Below are 15,531 nucleotides of genomic sequence, written 5' to 3'. Positions count from 1 at the left end.
CGGTTCTGATGCTACTGCCTTACGTATCCAGGAAGCTGCGCAATTTGCGGCTGCGGCTTGGATGCTTCAGCTTCCGCAGAGCTTTCGCTTCGATCTGACGGATACGTTCGCGGGTCACCGAGAATTGCTGGCCGACTTCTTCCAGCGTGTGATCGGTGTTCATGCCGATGCCGAAGCGCATGCGCAGCACGCGTTCCTCACGCGGGGTGAGCGAGGCGAGGACGCGGGTGGTTGTCTCGCGCAGGTTCGACTGGATCGCGGCATCGACGGGCAGTAGCGCCATCTTGTCCTCGATGAAGTCGCCAAGGTTTGAATCCTCGTCGTCGCCAATCGGTGTTTCCAGCGAGATCGGCTCTTTCGCGATCTTCAGAACCTTGCGGATTTTCTCCAGCGGCAGGCCCAGCTTTTCGGCGAGTTCTTCCGGTGTCGGCTCGCGGCCAATCTCGTGCAGCATCTGGCGCTGCGTGCGGATGATCTTGTTGATCGTCTCGATCATGTGCACCGGGATACGGATCGTGCGGGCCTGGTCCGCGATGGAGCGGGTAATGGCCTGGCGGATCCACCACGTGGCATAGGTCGAGAACTTGTAACCGCGACGGTATTCGAACTTGTCGACGGCCTTCATCAGGCCAATGTTGCCTTCCTGGATGAGATCCAGGAATTGCAGGCCGCGGTTCGTGTATTTCTTGGCAATCGAGATCACGAGACGCAGGTTGGCTTCGACCATTTCCTTCTTGGCGATGCGCGCTTCGCGCTCACCCTTCTGGACGGTCTGGACCAGCACGCGATAGTCGTCGATCGGAATGCCGATTTCCTGCGCGATTTCCGAAATCTCGCCGCGCACGGCTTCGATCTCTTCATCCTTGCCCTCGATGAAGCGTTTCCACTTCGCCGATAGCGCCTTCACGCGCTCGCCCCATTCCGGCTCAAGCTCGTGGCCGAAATAGTTCTCGAGGAATTCCTTGCGCGGCACGCCATGGGCGTCCGCCATACGCATCAGCTTGCCTTCCAGGCCCATCAGCTTCTTGTTGATGGCGTAGAGCTGCTCGACCAGTGCCTCGATACGGGCATTGTTGATGTGGATCGTTTTCAGGCTGTCGACGATATTGTTCGACAGCTCGTCATATTCGGCCTGCGCCTTGGGCGTCAGGTCCTTGCCTTCGAGGCGACGGCCGACCAGCTTGTCCTGCAGCTTGCGGTAACGGCCGAAACCGTCAGCAATCTCGTCCAGCTTGGCGAGCACGCCCTCGCGCAGCTCCGCTTCCATGGCCGACATGGACATTGCCGCAGCATCGTCCTCGTCGTCTTCATCATCGTCGCTTGCGCCTTCTTCGCCTTCGGCTTTCGCCTCGTCGGCTTCATCTTCTTCGTCCTTGGGCTTGGGCTCAGGCGGCGGGTTTTCCGCGCCATAGGTTGCCTCAAGGTCGATCAGGTCGCGCAGAAGGATGCGCTCGTTGATCAGCTCGTCACGCCACACCATCATGGCTTCGAAGGTCAGCGGGCTTTCGCACAGGCCGCGGATCATCGCGTCCCGGCCAGCCTCGATCCGCTTCGCAATGGCGATTTCGCCTTCGCGCGAGAGCAGCTCGACAGCGCCCATTTCGCGCAGGTACATGCGCACAGGGTCATCCGTGCGGTCAGAGCCGCGCGCATTACCCTTCTTGGTGACAACTTTCTTGTCTTCGATCTTGGTGAGCGCCTTGCCTTCGGCTTCGGCCTCTTCCTCGCTCTCGACCACCGCAATGCCCATTTCCGAGATCTGGGACATCACGTCCTCGATCTGGTCCGAGGTCATGTCCTCGGCGGGCAACAGGGCGTTGACTTCGTCATGCGTGATGAAGCCGCGCTTCTGGGCGCGCTTCAGGACTTTCTTGACGTCAGTTGCGTTGAAGTCGACGAGGGCGGTTTCGCCGTCCTTTTCGTCTTCGCCTTCACCATCACCCGCGGTGTTCTTCTTTTTGGTGGCTGTTGCCATTCAATTCTCTCCTGTGGGTGCTCCGGCATCTGCCCTGCCGGATTGCCCAAAATTGCCCTGCGCCTTCAGCTTTCGCCGACTTTTCCTGCTGCCTCGTTCATGCGGGCCTTGAGGGCCCTACGTTCTGCGACAAGCTGATGCCTTCGGCGCCACGCAGATGGCGACGCCGTTGACTCCCCGCTCGCAGCTTCTGTGCCAGAGCCGGGATCCTGCCCGTCGGAACCTCTCACCGCCATGTATTGCTCGAGGGCTATAAGCCATTCCCGTGCCTCGGGCCCATCGGCCGCTATCTGAGGCGTGTCAGGATAATCTTTGAGCAATCTGGAAGCGCGCATGTTCCCAGTTTCGAGTAAATGGGCGCTCATGACGCTGCGGTCAATAGCTTTCCCTGCGTTCACAAAGTCCAGCACGCAGTCGCGTATCTGGCTGACATCCGGATCAGGGAAGATCGAGGCCGCCAGTGTTTCCGCGCCGAGCGCCAGAAGGAAGGGACTGTCAATCGCCCGGACAACAGCCCCAAGACCGCGCAGCTTGGCCGGCGCGCCGCTCTTGAGCGCCGCCTGACCGGACTCGCCCGAGGCGGGATTCTGTCCCGTTCCGGGGCGCTTCCTGTTGTTGTAACTATTGTTACCGGCACTGTTGCCGCGATTGTTGCTGCTGCGGCTGGCCTGACGCACCTGCCAGAAATGATCGCGCATGCGAGCCTTGAGATCGCGCTCATAGGCGGCTCGTACACCCGGATGCTGGATCAGGGCCGACGCCGCCGCGAGGCGGGCCTCCAGCCCGGCCTGGCGTTCGGGCGTGTCGAGCGGCTCGGCATCGCGCTCACGGCGCCAGAGCAGTTCTGAAAGGGCAAGGCGATTATCCAGCGCCTCCGTCATGGCCGCAGGGCCGCGCTCGCGAATCAGGTCGTCTGGGTCCATGCCATCAGGCAACAGGACGAAATAGAGCGACCGCCCCGGTTCGACATGAGGCAACGCCCGGTCGAGCGCGCGGAAGGCAGCTCCAACGCCCGCCTTGTCGCCGTCAAAGCAGAGCACAGGCTCAGGTCCGGCGCGCCAGAGAAGCGCAATCTGGTCCTCGGTCAGCGCCGTTCCGAGCGGCGCGACGGCATGCCCGAAGCCGGCCTCGGCCAGCGCGATGGCATCCATATAGCCTTCGCAGACGATCAAACCGCCGCCCTCGCCCGAGCCGAGCGCCTCACGCGCCGCCTTGTAGCGATAGAGCACGCGGGACTTGTGGAAGAGCGGTGTATCGCCGGAGTTCAGGTATTTCGGCTTGGCATCGGGCGTCAGGCCCCTGCCCCCGAACGCGATGATGCCGCCCCGGGAATCCGGGATCGGGAACATCAGGCGCCCCCGGAAGGCATCATAGGGTTCGCCCCCCTTGTCGCTTTCCTTGGCGAGGCCAGCTTCCAGGATCTCCGGCATCGTGAAGCCTTCGGACTTCAGGTGTTCGATGGTCTTGCGCCAGTCATCTGGCGAATAGCCGAGCCTGTGGCGACGCCAGGCTGCCGGCAGGAGGCCGCGTCCTTCGAGGTAGGCCCGCGCCGCCGCGCCTTTGGTAGATTGCAGCCGGTCCTCGAAATAGCTGGCCGCCGCTTCGCACACGGCCTGCAGGCGCTTGCGATGGTCATATTCCTCGGCCGCTTCGGGGCTGGCCTTGGGCAGGCTCATCCCCGCTTCTTCGGCAAGTTTCTCGACCGCTTCCATGAAGGAGAGGCGCTCTGTCTCCATCACAAAGCTGATGACGTCGCCGCCCATGCCGGAGGAGAAACATTTGAAGATGCGCTTCTGGTCATTGACGTAGAAGCTAGGGCTTTTTTCATTGGTGAAGGGCGACAGGCCGACCCATTCCTTGCCCTTCTTGACCAGCTTCACCTTGCGGCCGATCACATCCGAAGGCCGGATGCGGGCCTTCAGTTCTTCGACGAAGCCATCGGGGATGCGCACGGTCTGGGACATTGGATAGAGTGTAGCGCGTTGCGGCATTCCGGGAAACGCGGAAATAGCCGGATAGGCTGCCAATATGAAAATGGCCCCGCCTTACGGCAGGGCCATTCTACCAAGTGCCGGATTATCCGGCGAAGGTCTGTTACATGTCGTGCAGGACCGGGGCGGTTTTCATCTGCTCAGGTGTCTTGTTGATCATGACTTCACCTTCGCTGTCGCCCTGGACAACCGTGATGGCGCCAAAGTCGACGACGAGGCGTTCGTCAGAGGCAACACCCGAAACACCATCGGTCACGACGGCATGTTTCACATGGCCTTCGGTATCCATGATCAGGTCGGTGATGCGCGTATAGTTGTCGGCAACGGCCAGTTCGGCATTCGAGCCGATCAGCTCGGAGGCGAGGCTATAGTCGTTCAGACCATCCTGCTTGAACTCCGCGACGCCTTCCAGCGACTCGTCAACAAGGGCGGCCGAAACTTCAGGTTCGCCTTCAGCATCGAGCTTTACGCTGACGGAGCTGAACGGGAGCGTGCCGAGGTCACCGGCAACGCCGAGGATGCCGCCGTCACGAAAGACGATCTGGCCAGGAGCACCGTCCTTGCCGATGAGGACGTCGGCAACCGTAGCGATCTTTTCGCCATCAGCGCCGATAATGTTATCACCGATCAGGTCGGAGGCTTCATATTCGCCAGCGGCCATCACATAGGATGCCCGCGCCATTTCGGTTTCGTCCATGGTCGTGTTGTCGACCGTGGCGTCGGCCATGTCAGTGGATTCAGTGTGGGCTGTCGTGTCGTTCACACCTGCGGTGTCAACATTTGTGTCAGCGCCGGAGCAGGCAGCCAGAAGGGCGATAGCAGCGACGGCACCGATAGGGGCAATATAATGTTTCATAGTAAGGGTCCTTTCCTTGCAATAACATCCGCTCAACGCGATGTGCCGCCGCCCGGTTCCCCTTAAGGTCTGCATTTTTGGAAAGGAATCGCGAAGGGACCACGCCGCGCGCAGTCCCTTCAACAGGTTTCAATATCGTATTGCGTCAGGAGCGCGAGAGCGCTTCGCGGACAGCCTTGCCGGCGCTGCCCGTATCAATCATGCCGGGAAATTTCTTCTTCAGGGCTGACATGCAGCGCCCGACATCCTTGAGCTTGGATGCGCCGAGATCCTCGACAATATCCTTCACCGCCGCTTCCAGCTTGGCACCGCTCAGCGGCACCGGCAGGAATTTCTGGATCACTTCGATTTCCTCGCGCTCGCGAATGGCATCCTCGAGACGTCCGGCTTCCTCATGCTCGCGCGCAGAGACCTCGCGCTGGGCGACCATGGTTTCGAGCACAGAGCGCACATCGGCGTCCGGGCAGCCTTCACCGACACCGCGACCACGGGCACAGACATCCCTGTCCCGCACGGCGCACTCGATCAGTCGCAGCGTCGCCATTCGAACGTCGCTTGCGCCTTTTTCGGTCTCGGATTTCAATGCCTGGACGATGCGCGCCTTGAGCGACATCGTTTCAGTTGTATCCTCTCGGCCCATGCCGTTATTGCCTTTCACATGCCGCATGCGCCACTTTGCTTGACGATGCGCAGACTCAGCCCCATTAACCGGACAAAATCTTCGGTCGGTTGGGTTAACGACCGGGAAACGGCCCGGAAGCGAAATGAGATATGACTAAAGACACCAAAGTTCAAGCTGACTCACCAGCGACGGGAGCCGTCGCCCTGGCGGATGGCACCATTTTCCTCGGATTCGGCGCAGGCGCTACAGGAACAAATGTTGGTGAGATCTGCTTCAATACAAGTATCACCGGCTATGAGGAAATCCTGACGGACCCTTCCTACGCCTCGCAGGTGGTTCTCTTCACCTTCCCGCATATCGGAAATGTCGGCGCCAATGCCGACGATCAGGAAGAATCGTCGCCTGAGGGCATGAAGGCCGCCCGCGGCGCCATTTTCCGCGAACCCATCACCGCACCCTCCAATTTCCGCTCCACCAGTCACTTTGACGCCTGGATGAAGTCACGCGGCATTATCGGCCTTTCCGGCGTCGATACCCGGGCCATGACCCGGCTGATCCGCGAAAAGGGCATGCAGAAGGTCGCCATCTGCCACCAGCCTGAGGGCCGGATTGATACAGACGCCCTCGTCGCGCAGGCGCGCGCATGGAAGGGCCTGGATGATGCGGACCTTGCAGCCGATGTCGTCGGCAACGCCACTTTCGAAAACAACGAGCAGACCTGGAAGGCCGGTAGCGGCTATGGCGCGCTTGAAGATGCGAAATTCCACGTCGTCGTGGTCGATTTCGGCGTGAAGAAAAACATCCTGCGCAATCTCGCCAGCGTGGGCGCACGCAGCACCGTGGTGAACGGCGATGCGACCGCAGCCGAGATCGCGGCGCTGAAGCCCGATGGCGTCGTCTTCTCCAACGGCCCCGGCGACCCCGCAGCGACCATCCTGCGCTCCGGTGACATGATACGCGACGTGATTGCCAGCGGCACGCCCATCCTCGGCATCTGCCTCGGCCACCAGCTGCTGGCCCTCGCGCTCGGCGCCAAGACGATGAAAATGGCCCAGGGCCACCATGGTGCCAACCACCCGGTTCGCGACCACACGACCGGCAAGGTCGAGATCGTGTCGATGAACCATGGCTTTACGGTTGACCCGTCAACGCTGCCGGAAGGCGTCGAGGAGAGCCACACCTCGCTCTTCGACGGCACCAATTCCGGTCTCAGCGTCGCTGGAAAGCCGATTATCTCGGTGCAGCACCACCCCGAGGCCTCGCCCGGCCCGCAGGACAGCTTCTACCTGTTCGACCGTTTTGCCGGCCTCATGGCCGATCACCGTGGCTAGGACTTCCGGCGCAGGCCGGATCGTCCTGCACGCCTGATCCGCATGGACATCGCTGTCGCGCCTCCCGGTGACAACAGGCTCGGCGTCATTGCCGGGGACCTGTCGCTGAAGGGCTGGAGCTGGCAACCGGACATGCTGCCGGACGCGCTCGTATCAGCCCTCCGCGCCGAAATCCTTGAGCGCGACAGGGAACAGGATCTCGACCCCGCCGGCATTGGCCGCGAGGACATGTTCCAGCTGGCCCGCGATGTGCGCCGCACCCGTATCTCATGGATGGACGGATCAACCCCGGCCCAGAAGGCCTTCCTGGCCTGGGCCGAGCCTATCCGCGAGAGCCTGAACCGTGCCCTGATGCTGGGCCTGTTCGATTTCGAGGCCTGCTTCGCCGTCTATCCGGTCGACGGCTTCTATGATCGCCACGTCGACAGTTTCGAAGGCGCGCGTAACCGGGTCATCTCACTCGTTGTCTATCTCAACGAAGCCTGGAGCGACGAGAATGGTGGCGCGCTGGTGATCTGGCCGGAAGGCGCGGACGATGGCGCTGTTCCCGCCGCACGCCTGCTGCCTGAAGGCGCGGGCGCTGTCTTCATGCTGTCGGAAACCGTGCCCCATGCCGTCGAAGTCACCCATGCGCGCCGCTACGGCATCGCAGGATGGTGGCGCGTCAACCAGTCGGGCGACGGCCGGGTCGATCCGCTGACCTAGCGCAGGCCGCGCAGCAATTCCTCGAACGCCTCGAACAGGTTGTCCGCCGTCACACCCGGATCCTTGCGCGACAGGGAAAATCCCGCCCCGTTCAGCGCGTTGAGCAGCATGACTGACATTGGTACGATACGCGCCTCACTGATATGGCCCTGCTTGGCCAGATAGCGCAGGCCGTTGGCCACGTTGTTGCGCCCGAGCCGGTCATCATCTTCCTGCCAGCGCTCAAGGCCCATGACAGCCCTCCCGTCTGTCAGCACGATCCGCTGGTAGGCTTCCGTTGAGGCCCATTTGAAATAGACACGCGTCCCGGCGAGGAAGGCAGCATAAGGATCGGTGGACGAGATGGCGGCGGCCGCGGCGGCGCGGGTCTCGGCATCCATTTCCAGCTGCAACTCGGTCCAGACTTCCCTGAACAGGGCTTCCTTGTTGGAAAAATGATAGAACAAGGCCCCCTTCGTGGTGCCCGCCTCGTCAACGATCGCAGCGATCGACGTGTCCCTATATCCCTTTGTTTCAAACAGGTGCCGGGCCGCAGCAAGTATCTTGCGACGCGTCTCTTCAGCCTGTTCTGGCGTGCGCTTGACCATCGATCAATTGGCCTATTGTTGCTTTATCATACCAGTGGTATGTAAAACTTACAATTGGATGGGTTTCCTCCGTGAAATTTGACCAATCGCAATTACGCAGGCTGGGTGGGGATCCGGACGCCTGCTGATGGTGGACAGAATGGCTGCTCCGGACCCTTTCGAAAGGCCGGGGTGGCCATTTTTCCTCGGGCTCCCAAACTGTCCGTCCTGATCGTGCAGAGGGCACGTTTACCCCACGAAAATCGGGGAAATGCTTCACGAACCGCCTTCGGGTCGCTATCTTTGGGTCATGACTGATCAAGCCCCCCAGCCCAAACTCGAAATCCGGATCATTCCGGTGACGCCCCTGCAGCAGAACACGTCCATGATCTGGTCGACCGCGACCATGGAAGGTGTGTTCATCGATCCGGGCGGCGAAGTCGACCGGCTGATGGCGGCGGCCGAGCAGTTCGGCGTCAAGATTGTCGCTGTGTGGCTCACCCATGGCCACCTGGACCATGCAGGCGCCGCCACCGCCGTTTCGGAACGGACCGGCTGCCCCATTATCGGCCCGCACGAGGATGACCAGTGGCTGCTCGACGAGGTCGAAGCGCAGGGCGCCAAGTATGGCATCACGGATGGAAAGAACGTTACTCCCACACGCTACCTGCACGATGGTGACGAACTGGAGCTTGGCGGCACCAAATTTGGCGTCGCACACTGTCCTGGGCACACGCCCGGTCATGTCGTGATCTATAACAAGGAAGGCGCCCTCGCCTTTGTCGGCGATGTTCTCTTTCAGGGCTCAGTCGGGCGGACGGACTTTCCGCGCGGCAATCATCAGCAGCTGATCGACTCCATCACCGGCAAGCTCTGGCCGCTGGGCAATGACATGCGCTTCGTGCCCGGCCACGGGCCGATTTCGACATTCGGGCATGAGCGCCAGTCCAATCCCTTCGTCGCCGACAGCGTTACAGGCTATCAGGGCGCAACGCGGGAAGAGGCTGACATTATGAGCCAGAAACTGTCCAAGCGCTGGACCTGACATATGGCTCGGCCGGTTTCCTAACCGGCTTGTAACAGCAAAAAAATGGAACCGCTCCTGATCACCCGGCGTTTGTACCCCGTGATCAAGATAAGGAGCACACAATGACAACCTATATGAAGCTCTTCGCAGCAGGCGCGAGCGCCATTGTCCTCGCCGCTTGTACATCCAGCGGTACGACCGAAAAGAACGCCGCTTATGGCGCAGCAGCCGGCGCCGTTGCAGGTGCCGTGATTGGTAACAATGTCGGTGATGGCGATGCCCAGCGTGGCGCCGTTATTGGTGGTGTGCTCGGTGGTGCAGCCGGTGCAGCCAAAGGCTGTTCGGAGTCTGAAGACTGCGACATGCCCGGTGTGAAAGACCAGGAAGACGAACGTGACGCTGATGGCGACGGCTATGCCAATGCCTATGACCGTTACCCATACGACTCGCGCCGCTGGTAGGCCGCAAGTCACAGGGCGACCGTACATCGCCAGGGCAAGCCCCGTATCCCATCAGGGATGCGGGGCTTTTCTTTGCGCCCAGCCTGGGTGAAGCCTTGCCACAATCCGCCCCGATTCCGCCCTTGAATCACCTTGGGCAGCCCCGGAACGCTCCTCACGTGCCGCCGTTTGATCAAGGTCCGCACATCAGCCGGACGTCGAACGGAAGTCCCTATGCCACGCGTACATTCCATCCCCTCGGCCCAGCCCCGCATGCTCGCCATGGTGCCTCACCGCACACCCGAAGCTGTCGTGCGAGGCCGTATCGATGCATGGGTGGATGCCTGGTCGAGCGACGCCTGCGCAACCGACATGGAAGTGCTGCGGCCGCTCATGGGCAAAGGCACCCTGAACATGATGAGCGATTTCGGCTCGGATATCGCCTTGAGCGACTCGTTTGATACCTATCAGGCCATCTGGATGCCGGTCCTGCGCGAGACGTTCCGAAGCTGGCAGGTGGCCATCGCGTCTGACGTCGACATCCGCGCGTCACAGAGCCTCGCATCGGCGGCCTATTTTACCCTCTTTGAAGGCGAGACGCATGAGGGAACTGCCATGATCCAGCGTCAGGCCGTTTCCGCCGTCTGGGAGATTCAGGACGGCGAGTGGCGCCTTGTGCAGGAACACACCTCGGTCGACTCCGAAGGCCGCATGGCCTGACCGGCGCCCATCCTGCTGCGACAACACGACCCTGTCTTGCCCCCTGCTATCCCCCTGCCAGATGAGATAGCAGCCACGGACCTGTTTATCCTTGCCCTTGGGACCGACTCCCCGCTATGAGGCAGCCGTTTGACCGGGAGAGAGAATTACCATGCCGAAGCGCACTGATATCAAATCAATCCTCGTCATTGGTGCCGGCCCGATCATCATCGGACAGGCCTGCGAATTCGACTATTCCGGCGTCCAGGCGGTCAAGGCGCTGAAGTCCGAAGGCTACCGGGTCATTCTGGTGAACTCGAACCCGGCGACGATCATGACCGATCCGGACCTCGCCGACGCGACCTATATCGAGCCGATCACGCCCGAGATTGTCGAGAAGATCATTGAAGTCGAAAAGCCTGACGCCCTGCTGCCCACGATGGGCGGCCAGACGGCGCTGAACTGCGCGCTCGACCTCCACTATGCCGGCGTCCTCGAAAAGCATGGCGTCGAACTGATCGGCGCCAAGGCCGAAGCCATCGAAATGGCCGAAGACCGCAAGCTCTTCCGCGAGGCTATGGACCGCATCGGCCTCGAAAACCCGCGCGCCGCCATCATTGCCTGCCCGGAAATCCGCGGCGAGAATGGCAAGATCAAGGGCTATGACCGTATCTCCGGTCTGAAAGCGGCCATGGATGCCCTCGAAACGGTCGGCCTGCCCGCCATTATCCGCCCTGCCTACACGCTCGGCGGCACCGGCGGGGGTATTGCCTACAATGTCGAGGAGTACGAGGAAATCTGCCGCTCGGGCATCGCCGCCTCACCGAACGCCCAGATCCTGATCGATGAAAGCCTGCTCGGCTGGAAAGAATACGAGATGGAAGTCGTCCGCGACAAGGCGGACAATTGCATCATCATCTGCTCGATCGAGAACATCGACCCGATGGGCGTGCACACCGGCGACTCCATCACCGTCGCACCGGCCCTGACGCTGACCGACAAAGAATACCAGATCATGCGCAACGCCTCGATCGCGGTCCTCCGCGAAATTGGCGTCGAGACGGGCGGCTCGAACGTCCAGTTCGCCGTGAACCCGAAAGACGGCCGCCTGATCGTGATCGAGATGAACCCGCGCGTCTCGCGCTCCTCGGCGCTGGCCTCCAAGGCGACCGGCTTCCCGATTGCCAAGATCGCCGCCAAGCTTGCCGTGGGCTACACGCTCGACGAACTCGACAATGACATTACCGGCGTCACGCCCGCCAGCTTCGAACCGACCATCGATTACGTCGTCACCAAGATCCCGCGCTTCGCCTTCGAGAAGTACAAGGGCGCCGATCCGGTCCTCACCACGGCCATGAAATCCGTCGGTGAAGCCATGGCGATCGGCCGCAGCTTCCAGGAAAGCCTCCAGAAAGCGCTCTGCTCGCTCGAGACAGGCCTTTGCGGCCTCGATGACCTGCCCTTTGAAACAGACGCCGCCCTGCGCCAGGCCCTCGCCCTGCCAACGCCAGACCGCCTGCGCGTCGTCGCCCAGGCGTTCCGCGAAGGCATGAGCGTCGAGGAAGTGCACGGCGTCACCTCCATCGACCCCTGGTTCCTGCGCCAGATCCAGGAAATTACCGAGGTCGAGGCCAAGGTCCGCGCCAGCGGCCTGCCAGACGATGCCAATGCCCTCACCGAACTCAAATCCATGGGCTTTTCCGACAAGCGCCTTGGCCAGCTCGTCGGCAAGACCGAAGCCGGAATACGCGCCTATCGCCACGCCCTGAACGTGCGCCCGGTCTACAAGCGCATCGACACCTGCGCCGCCGAATTCGCGGCCAAGACGCCCTACCTCTATTCCACGTACGAGCATGCCTCCTACGGCACCGAGGCGCCCGACTGCGAGGCCCTGCCTTCAACCCGCGACAAGGCTATCATCCTCGGAGGCGGGCCCAACCGGATCGGCCAGGGCATCGAGTTCGACTATTGCTGCTGCCACGCAGCATACGCGATGGAAGACCTCGGCATCGAGTCGATCATGGTCAACTGCAACCCGGAAACCGTCTCGACCGACTATGACACCTCGGACCGTCTCTATTTCGAGCCGCTGACCGACGAGCACGTGCTGGAGATCATCCACAAGGAGCAGAGCGCCGGCACGCTGAAAGGCATGATCGTCCAGTTCGGTGGCCAGACGCCGCTCAAGCTTGCCAGCACGCTGCACGCCGAAAATGTGCCCATCCTCGGCACCAGCCCGAACTCCATCGACCTCGCAGAAGACCGTGAGCGCTTCGCTGCCCTGCTCGACAAGCTGAACATCCAGCAGGCTCCGTCGCGCGTTGCCCGCAGTGTAGAGGAAGCGGAAGTGAAGGCCCACGAGATCGGCTATCCGGTCATGCTGCGCCCTTCGTTCGTGCTCGGTGGCCGCGCCATGGAAATCGCCCGCGATGACGAAGACCTGCGCAAGTTCGCTGCCGAGGCCCTCATGGTCTCTGGCGACGCCTCGCTCTTCATCGACCGCTACCTGTCAGACGCCATCGAAGTCGACGTCGACGCCATCTGCGATGGCACCAATGTGCATGTCGCCGGCATCATGGAGCATATCGAGGAAGCCGGCGTCCATTCCGGCGACAGCGCCTGCGCCCTGCCGCCTTACACGCTGTCACCGGCCCTGCAGGCCCGGCTTGCCGAGCAGACAAAAGCCCTCGCCCTCGCGCTCAAGGTCTGCGGTCTCATCAACATCCAGTTCGCGGTCAAAGGCGAGGAAATATACGTTCTCGAAGCCAACCCGCGCGCCAGCCGCACGGTGCCTTTCGTGGCCAAGGCTGTCGGCGCGCCGATTGCCGGGATTGCCGCCAAGGTCATGGCCGGCGAATCCCTCACCAGCTTTGACCTGACCAATGCCAATCCCCGCCGCGTGGCGGTCAAGGAAGCCGTCTTCCCGTTCGCCCGCTTCCCGGGTGTCGACCCGCAGCTCGGCCCGGAAATGCGCTCGACCGGCGAAGTCATGGGCTGGGACGATGATTTCGGCATGGCCTTCCTGAAGTCGCAGCTCGGCGTGGGCGTCCGCCTGCCCGAAAGCGGCAAGGTCTTCATCTCGGTGCGCGATTCCGACAAGAAAGCGATTGCCGAAGCGGCCCGCAAACTGGTCGATATGGGCTTCACCCTGCTGGCCACCAGCGGCACGGCCACCTTCTTTGAAGCACAGGGCCTGCCCGTCGAACGGGTCAACAAGGTGCTCGAAGGCCAGCCCCATATCGTTGACGCAATGATTAATGGCGACGTGCAACTGATGTTTAATACAACTGAAGGTGCAGCGTCCCTGTCCGATAGCGCATCGATCCGCCGGACCGCCGTTAACCGCAAGATCCCATATTTCACAACACTTTCAGCCTCGATTGCCTCCGTTCAGGCCATCACAAGCCTGAAAACGCGGGAAATCTCGGTGCGCGCCTTGCAATCGGTCTGATCGGGGCCCACTTGACGGCCTCTGATTTTGCGACAAGCATTTCGCGCCAATATATAAATACAAAGGACCTGACATGGAACGCATTCCCATGACCGCTGAAGGCCATGCTGCGCTTCAGACAGAACTGAAGGCTCTGAAATCCGTCGAACGCCCGAGCATCATTGCGGCGATCGCGGAAGCGCGCGCACATGGCGACCTCTCCGAGAACGCCGAATATCATGCCGCCAAGGAGAAGCAGAGCTTCATTGAAGGCCGTATCAGCGAGATCGACGACAAGCTCGCACGCGCTGACGTCATTGATGTCTCGAAATTCTCCGGCACCAAGATCCGCTTCGGCGCGACCGTCACGATTGTCGACGTCGATACCGAAGAGGAGCAGACCTACAAGATCGTCGGTGAAGACGAGGCCTCCGTGAAACTCGGCAAGATTTCCGTCACCTCGCCCATCGCCCGCGCCCTGATCGGCAAGGAAGAGGGCGACGAAGCCGAAGTCTCCGCGCCATCCGGCGCCCGTGCCTACGAGATAGCCAAGGTCGAGTACAAATAATGGGCGGGGCGGGCCCGCTCGGACCTTCAGTCTGGGCGGTGTCCGATGGCCGCGCAGGCAACGCCTCGCAGGTGCGCGCCATCCTGCAGGCGCTCGGCGAAACACGCCGCTGGATGAAGATCGCGCACATTGACGGCGCCGCTCACCGGGCCGACCCGGTTACGCTGAGCCCGCGCGCGCCATGGACATGGCTGCCCGCCGACAAATGGCCCCTGCTCCCCCATTCCCTCCCTGCGGCCCAGCGCGGCGTGCTGGAAGGCCCGTGGCCCACCGTCTGGATTGCCGCCGGCCGCCGCTCCGCCCCCTTCACGCGGGCCGTGCGCGAACTCTCGGGCGGCAAGACGCTGACCGTCCAGATCCTCGACCCGAACATCGACCCGTCCAATTTCGACATGCTCGTCGCGCCCAGCCATGACGAAGTCACTGGCCCGAACGTGATCGAGACCATCGGTTCGCCCTCCTATTTCGCGCCCGACACGATCGAGGATGCCGGCCAGGCCTTCGCCGACCTTGCCGACGAGCGCGCCAAGAGCGCCATCGTCATTATTGGCGGCGATTCCAAGACGCATACCTTCACCGAGGCGGCCGCCGAGCGCCTCGAAGGCCAGCTTCGCCAGCTCGCGGGCCTCGGCTGGCGCCTGCGCATCACCACGTCGCGCCGCACACCGCTGCAGGTCGTCACTCGTTTCCGCAACCTGACAGACCAGGTCGGCGCCCGCTTCTGGTCAGGCCCGGAAGACGGCCAGAACCCCTATATCGCCTGGCTCGCCTTCTCTGACGTCGCCATCGTCACCGAGGACAGTTCCAACATGCTGTCGGACGCGGCCTGGCATGGCCTCCCGATCCATATTGCGCGCCTCGAAGGCCGGCATGACAAGTTCGACCGCCTGCATGACAGCCTGATCCAGCATGGCGCCGCCCGCTGGTTCGGCGGCTCGCTCGAAACCTGGACCTACAAGCCCCTGCGCGAGGCCGACCGCGTCGCCGACGCCATCGTCGCCCGGCTCCTTGAGCGCTACCCCCAGCCCAACATGCCCGCCAGCGGCACCCACGTCGCCCCACCCGACTGGATGAGCTGAGACCTCCAAGGCGGGACTTATCCAACCCCTATTCCGGCTGGCGTATACTCACCGCCGATGCCGGACTTCAGCCTCTTCCGCCCCATGCAGGGCCTGCCATGGTACCTCGTACTGATCTGGCCGCTGATCTTCCTGCGCATCCAGCGTTTACGTGCGTGGTTCAAGGCGAACGGTGGTCCCCGCTCACAAATGCTTTGGGGTCTCAGCAAGACCGGCCGTGTTATCCTCATTCGTGCATCCGA

General features: G+C 61.9%; 14 protein-coding genes. 9 read left to right on the top strand and 5 right to left on the bottom strand.

Going from position 1 to position 15,531, the window contains the following annotated elements:
• Nucleotides 1-19: 19 nt before the first annotated feature.
• The 4 genes from rpoD to HY30_RS18260 form a co-directional block, all read right to left on the bottom strand.
• A complete protein-coding gene (rpoD, locus tag HY30_RS18275; protein ID WP_034744505.1) occupies nt 20-1,975 on the bottom strand; it encodes an RNA polymerase sigma factor RpoD in 1,956 nt (651 codons plus the stop codon).
• Between the two features lie 65 nt (nt 1,976-2,040).
• Nucleotides 2,041-3,939, bottom strand: a complete 1,899-nt coding sequence (gene dnaG / locus HY30_RS18270; RefSeq protein ID WP_051615708.1) for a DNA primase — start codon at nt 3,937-3,939, stop codon at nt 2,041-2,043.
• 130 nt (nt 3,940-4,069) lie between these two features.
• On the bottom strand, nt 4,070-4,822 hold the full coding sequence (locus HY30_RS18265; RefSeq protein WP_034744502.1) for a PRC-barrel domain-containing protein: 753 nt from the start codon (nt 4,820-4,822) through the stop codon (nt 4,070-4,072).
• Between the two features lie 145 nt (nt 4,823-4,967).
• Nucleotides 4,968-5,462 (bottom strand): GatB/YqeY domain-containing protein, encoded by a 495-nt coding sequence (locus HY30_RS18260; RefSeq protein ID WP_241765781.1) that lies wholly within the window; start codon nt 5,460-5,462, stop codon nt 4,968-4,970.
• A gap of 131 nt (nt 5,463-5,593) precedes the next feature.
• On the opposite strand from HY30_RS18260, the gene carA reads away from it, so the two are divergent.
• Nucleotides 5,594-6,775 (top strand): glutamine-hydrolyzing carbamoyl-phosphate synthase small subunit, encoded by a 1,182-nt coding sequence (carA, locus tag HY30_RS18255; protein WP_034744499.1) that lies wholly within the window; start codon nt 5,594-5,596, stop codon nt 6,773-6,775.
• Between the two features lie 42 nt (nt 6,776-6,817).
• Entirely contained in the window at nt 6,818-7,480 is a 663-nt protein-coding gene (locus HY30_RS18250; protein WP_034744496.1) for a 2OG-Fe(II) oxygenase, read from the top strand.
• On the opposite strand, the gene HY30_RS18245 is transcribed toward HY30_RS18250, so the two are convergent.
• Nucleotides 7,477-8,067 (bottom strand): TetR/AcrR family transcriptional regulator, encoded by a 591-nt coding sequence (locus tag HY30_RS18245; protein ID WP_051615707.1) that lies wholly within the window; start codon nt 8,065-8,067, stop codon nt 7,477-7,479. The genes HY30_RS18250 and HY30_RS18245 overlap by 4 nt on opposite strands.
• A 289-nt stretch (nt 8,068-8,356) precedes the next feature.
• Here HY30_RS18245 and HY30_RS18240 point away from each other — a divergent pair, with 289 nt between their 5' ends.
• The 7 genes from HY30_RS18240 to HY30_RS20395 form a co-directional block, all read left to right on the top strand.
• The gene (locus HY30_RS18240) at nt 8,357-9,091 is read left to right on the top strand and encodes an MBL fold metallo-hydrolase (RefSeq protein WP_034744760.1); all 735 of its coding nucleotides are present in this window, start codon (nt 8,357-8,359) and stop codon (nt 9,089-9,091) included.
• Between the two features lie 104 nt (nt 9,092-9,195).
• Entirely contained in the window at nt 9,196-9,534 is a 339-nt protein-coding gene (locus HY30_RS18235) for a YMGG-like glycine zipper-containing protein (RefSeq protein WP_051615706.1), read from the top strand.
• 213 nt (nt 9,535-9,747) lie between these two features.
• Entirely contained in the window at nt 9,748-10,233 is a 486-nt protein-coding gene (locus tag HY30_RS18230) for a nuclear transport factor 2 family protein (RefSeq protein ID WP_034744493.1), read from the top strand.
• Nucleotides 10,234-10,384: 151 nt separating this feature from the next.
• Nucleotides 10,385-13,663: a carbamoyl-phosphate synthase large subunit gene (carB, locus tag HY30_RS18225; protein ID WP_034744491.1), complete on the top strand. Its 3,279-nt coding sequence runs from the start codon at nt 10,385-10,387 to the stop codon at nt 13,661-13,663.
• Between the two features lie 73 nt (nt 13,664-13,736).
• Nucleotides 13,737-14,210, top strand: a complete 474-nt coding sequence (gene greA, locus HY30_RS18220; protein ID WP_034744488.1) for a transcription elongation factor GreA — start codon at nt 13,737-13,739, stop codon at nt 14,208-14,210.
• Nucleotides 14,210-15,289 (top strand): mitochondrial fission ELM1 family protein, encoded by a 1,080-nt coding sequence (locus HY30_RS18215; protein WP_034744485.1) that lies wholly within the window; start codon nt 14,210-14,212, stop codon nt 15,287-15,289. The genes greA and HY30_RS18215 overlap by 1 nt, the downstream gene beginning before the upstream one ends.
• A gap of 57 nt (nt 15,290-15,346) precedes the next feature.
• The coding region (locus HY30_RS20395) for a hypothetical protein (RefSeq protein ID WP_034744483.1) at nt 15,347-15,531 on the top strand (185 nt) is incomplete at its 3' end.

Origin of the sequence: Hyphomonas chukchiensis (genome assembly GCF_000682695.1) — a bacterium.
Taxonomy (GTDB): domain Bacteria; phylum Pseudomonadota; class Alphaproteobacteria; order Caulobacterales; family Hyphomonadaceae; genus Hyphomonas; species Hyphomonas chukchiensis.
This window is presented reverse-complemented; position numbering and strand designations above follow the sequence as displayed.

Bases quoted from the DNA above. Each gene is read 5' to 3' on its own strand.
- HY30_RS18250 (WP_034744496.1), top strand. From the start codon at position 6,818: ATGGACATCGCTGTCGCGCCTCCCGGTGACAACAGGCTCGGCGTCATT.
- rpoD (WP_034744505.1), bottom strand. From the start codon at position 1,975: ATGGCAACAGCCACCAAAAAGAAGAACACCGCGGGTGATGGTGAAGGC.
- dnaG (WP_051615708.1), bottom strand. From the start codon at position 3,939: ATGTCCCAGACCGTGCGCATCCCCGATGGCTTCGTCGAAGAACTGAAG.
- HY30_RS18265 (WP_034744502.1), bottom strand. From the start codon at position 4,822: ATGAAACATTATATTGCCCCTATCGGTGCCGTCGCTGCTATCGCCCTT.
- HY30_RS18240 (WP_034744760.1), top strand. From the start codon at position 8,357: ATGACTGATCAAGCCCCCCAGCCCAAACTCGAAATCCGGATCATTCCG.
- HY30_RS18215 (WP_034744485.1), top strand. From the start codon at position 14,210: ATGGGCGGGGCGGGCCCGCTCGGACCTTCAGTCTGGGCGGTGTCCGAT.
- HY30_RS18230 (WP_034744493.1), top strand. From the start codon at position 9,748: ATGCCACGCGTACATTCCATCCCCTCGGCCCAGCCCCGCATGCTCGCC.
- carB (WP_034744491.1), top strand. From the start codon at position 10,385: ATGCCGAAGCGCACTGATATCAAATCAATCCTCGTCATTGGTGCCGGC.
- HY30_RS18260 (WP_241765781.1), bottom strand. From the start codon at position 5,462: ATGGGCCGAGAGGATACAACTGAAACGATGTCGCTCAAGGCGCGCATC.
- HY30_RS18235 (WP_051615706.1), top strand. From the start codon at position 9,196: ATGACAACCTATATGAAGCTCTTCGCAGCAGGCGCGAGCGCCATTGTC.
- greA (WP_034744488.1), top strand. From the start codon at position 13,737: ATGGAACGCATTCCCATGACCGCTGAAGGCCATGCTGCGCTTCAGACA.
- carA (WP_034744499.1), top strand. From the start codon at position 5,594: ATGACTAAAGACACCAAAGTTCAAGCTGACTCACCAGCGACGGGAGCC.
- HY30_RS18245 (WP_051615707.1), bottom strand. From the start codon at position 8,067: ATGGTCAAGCGCACGCCAGAACAGGCTGAAGAGACGCGTCGCAAGATA.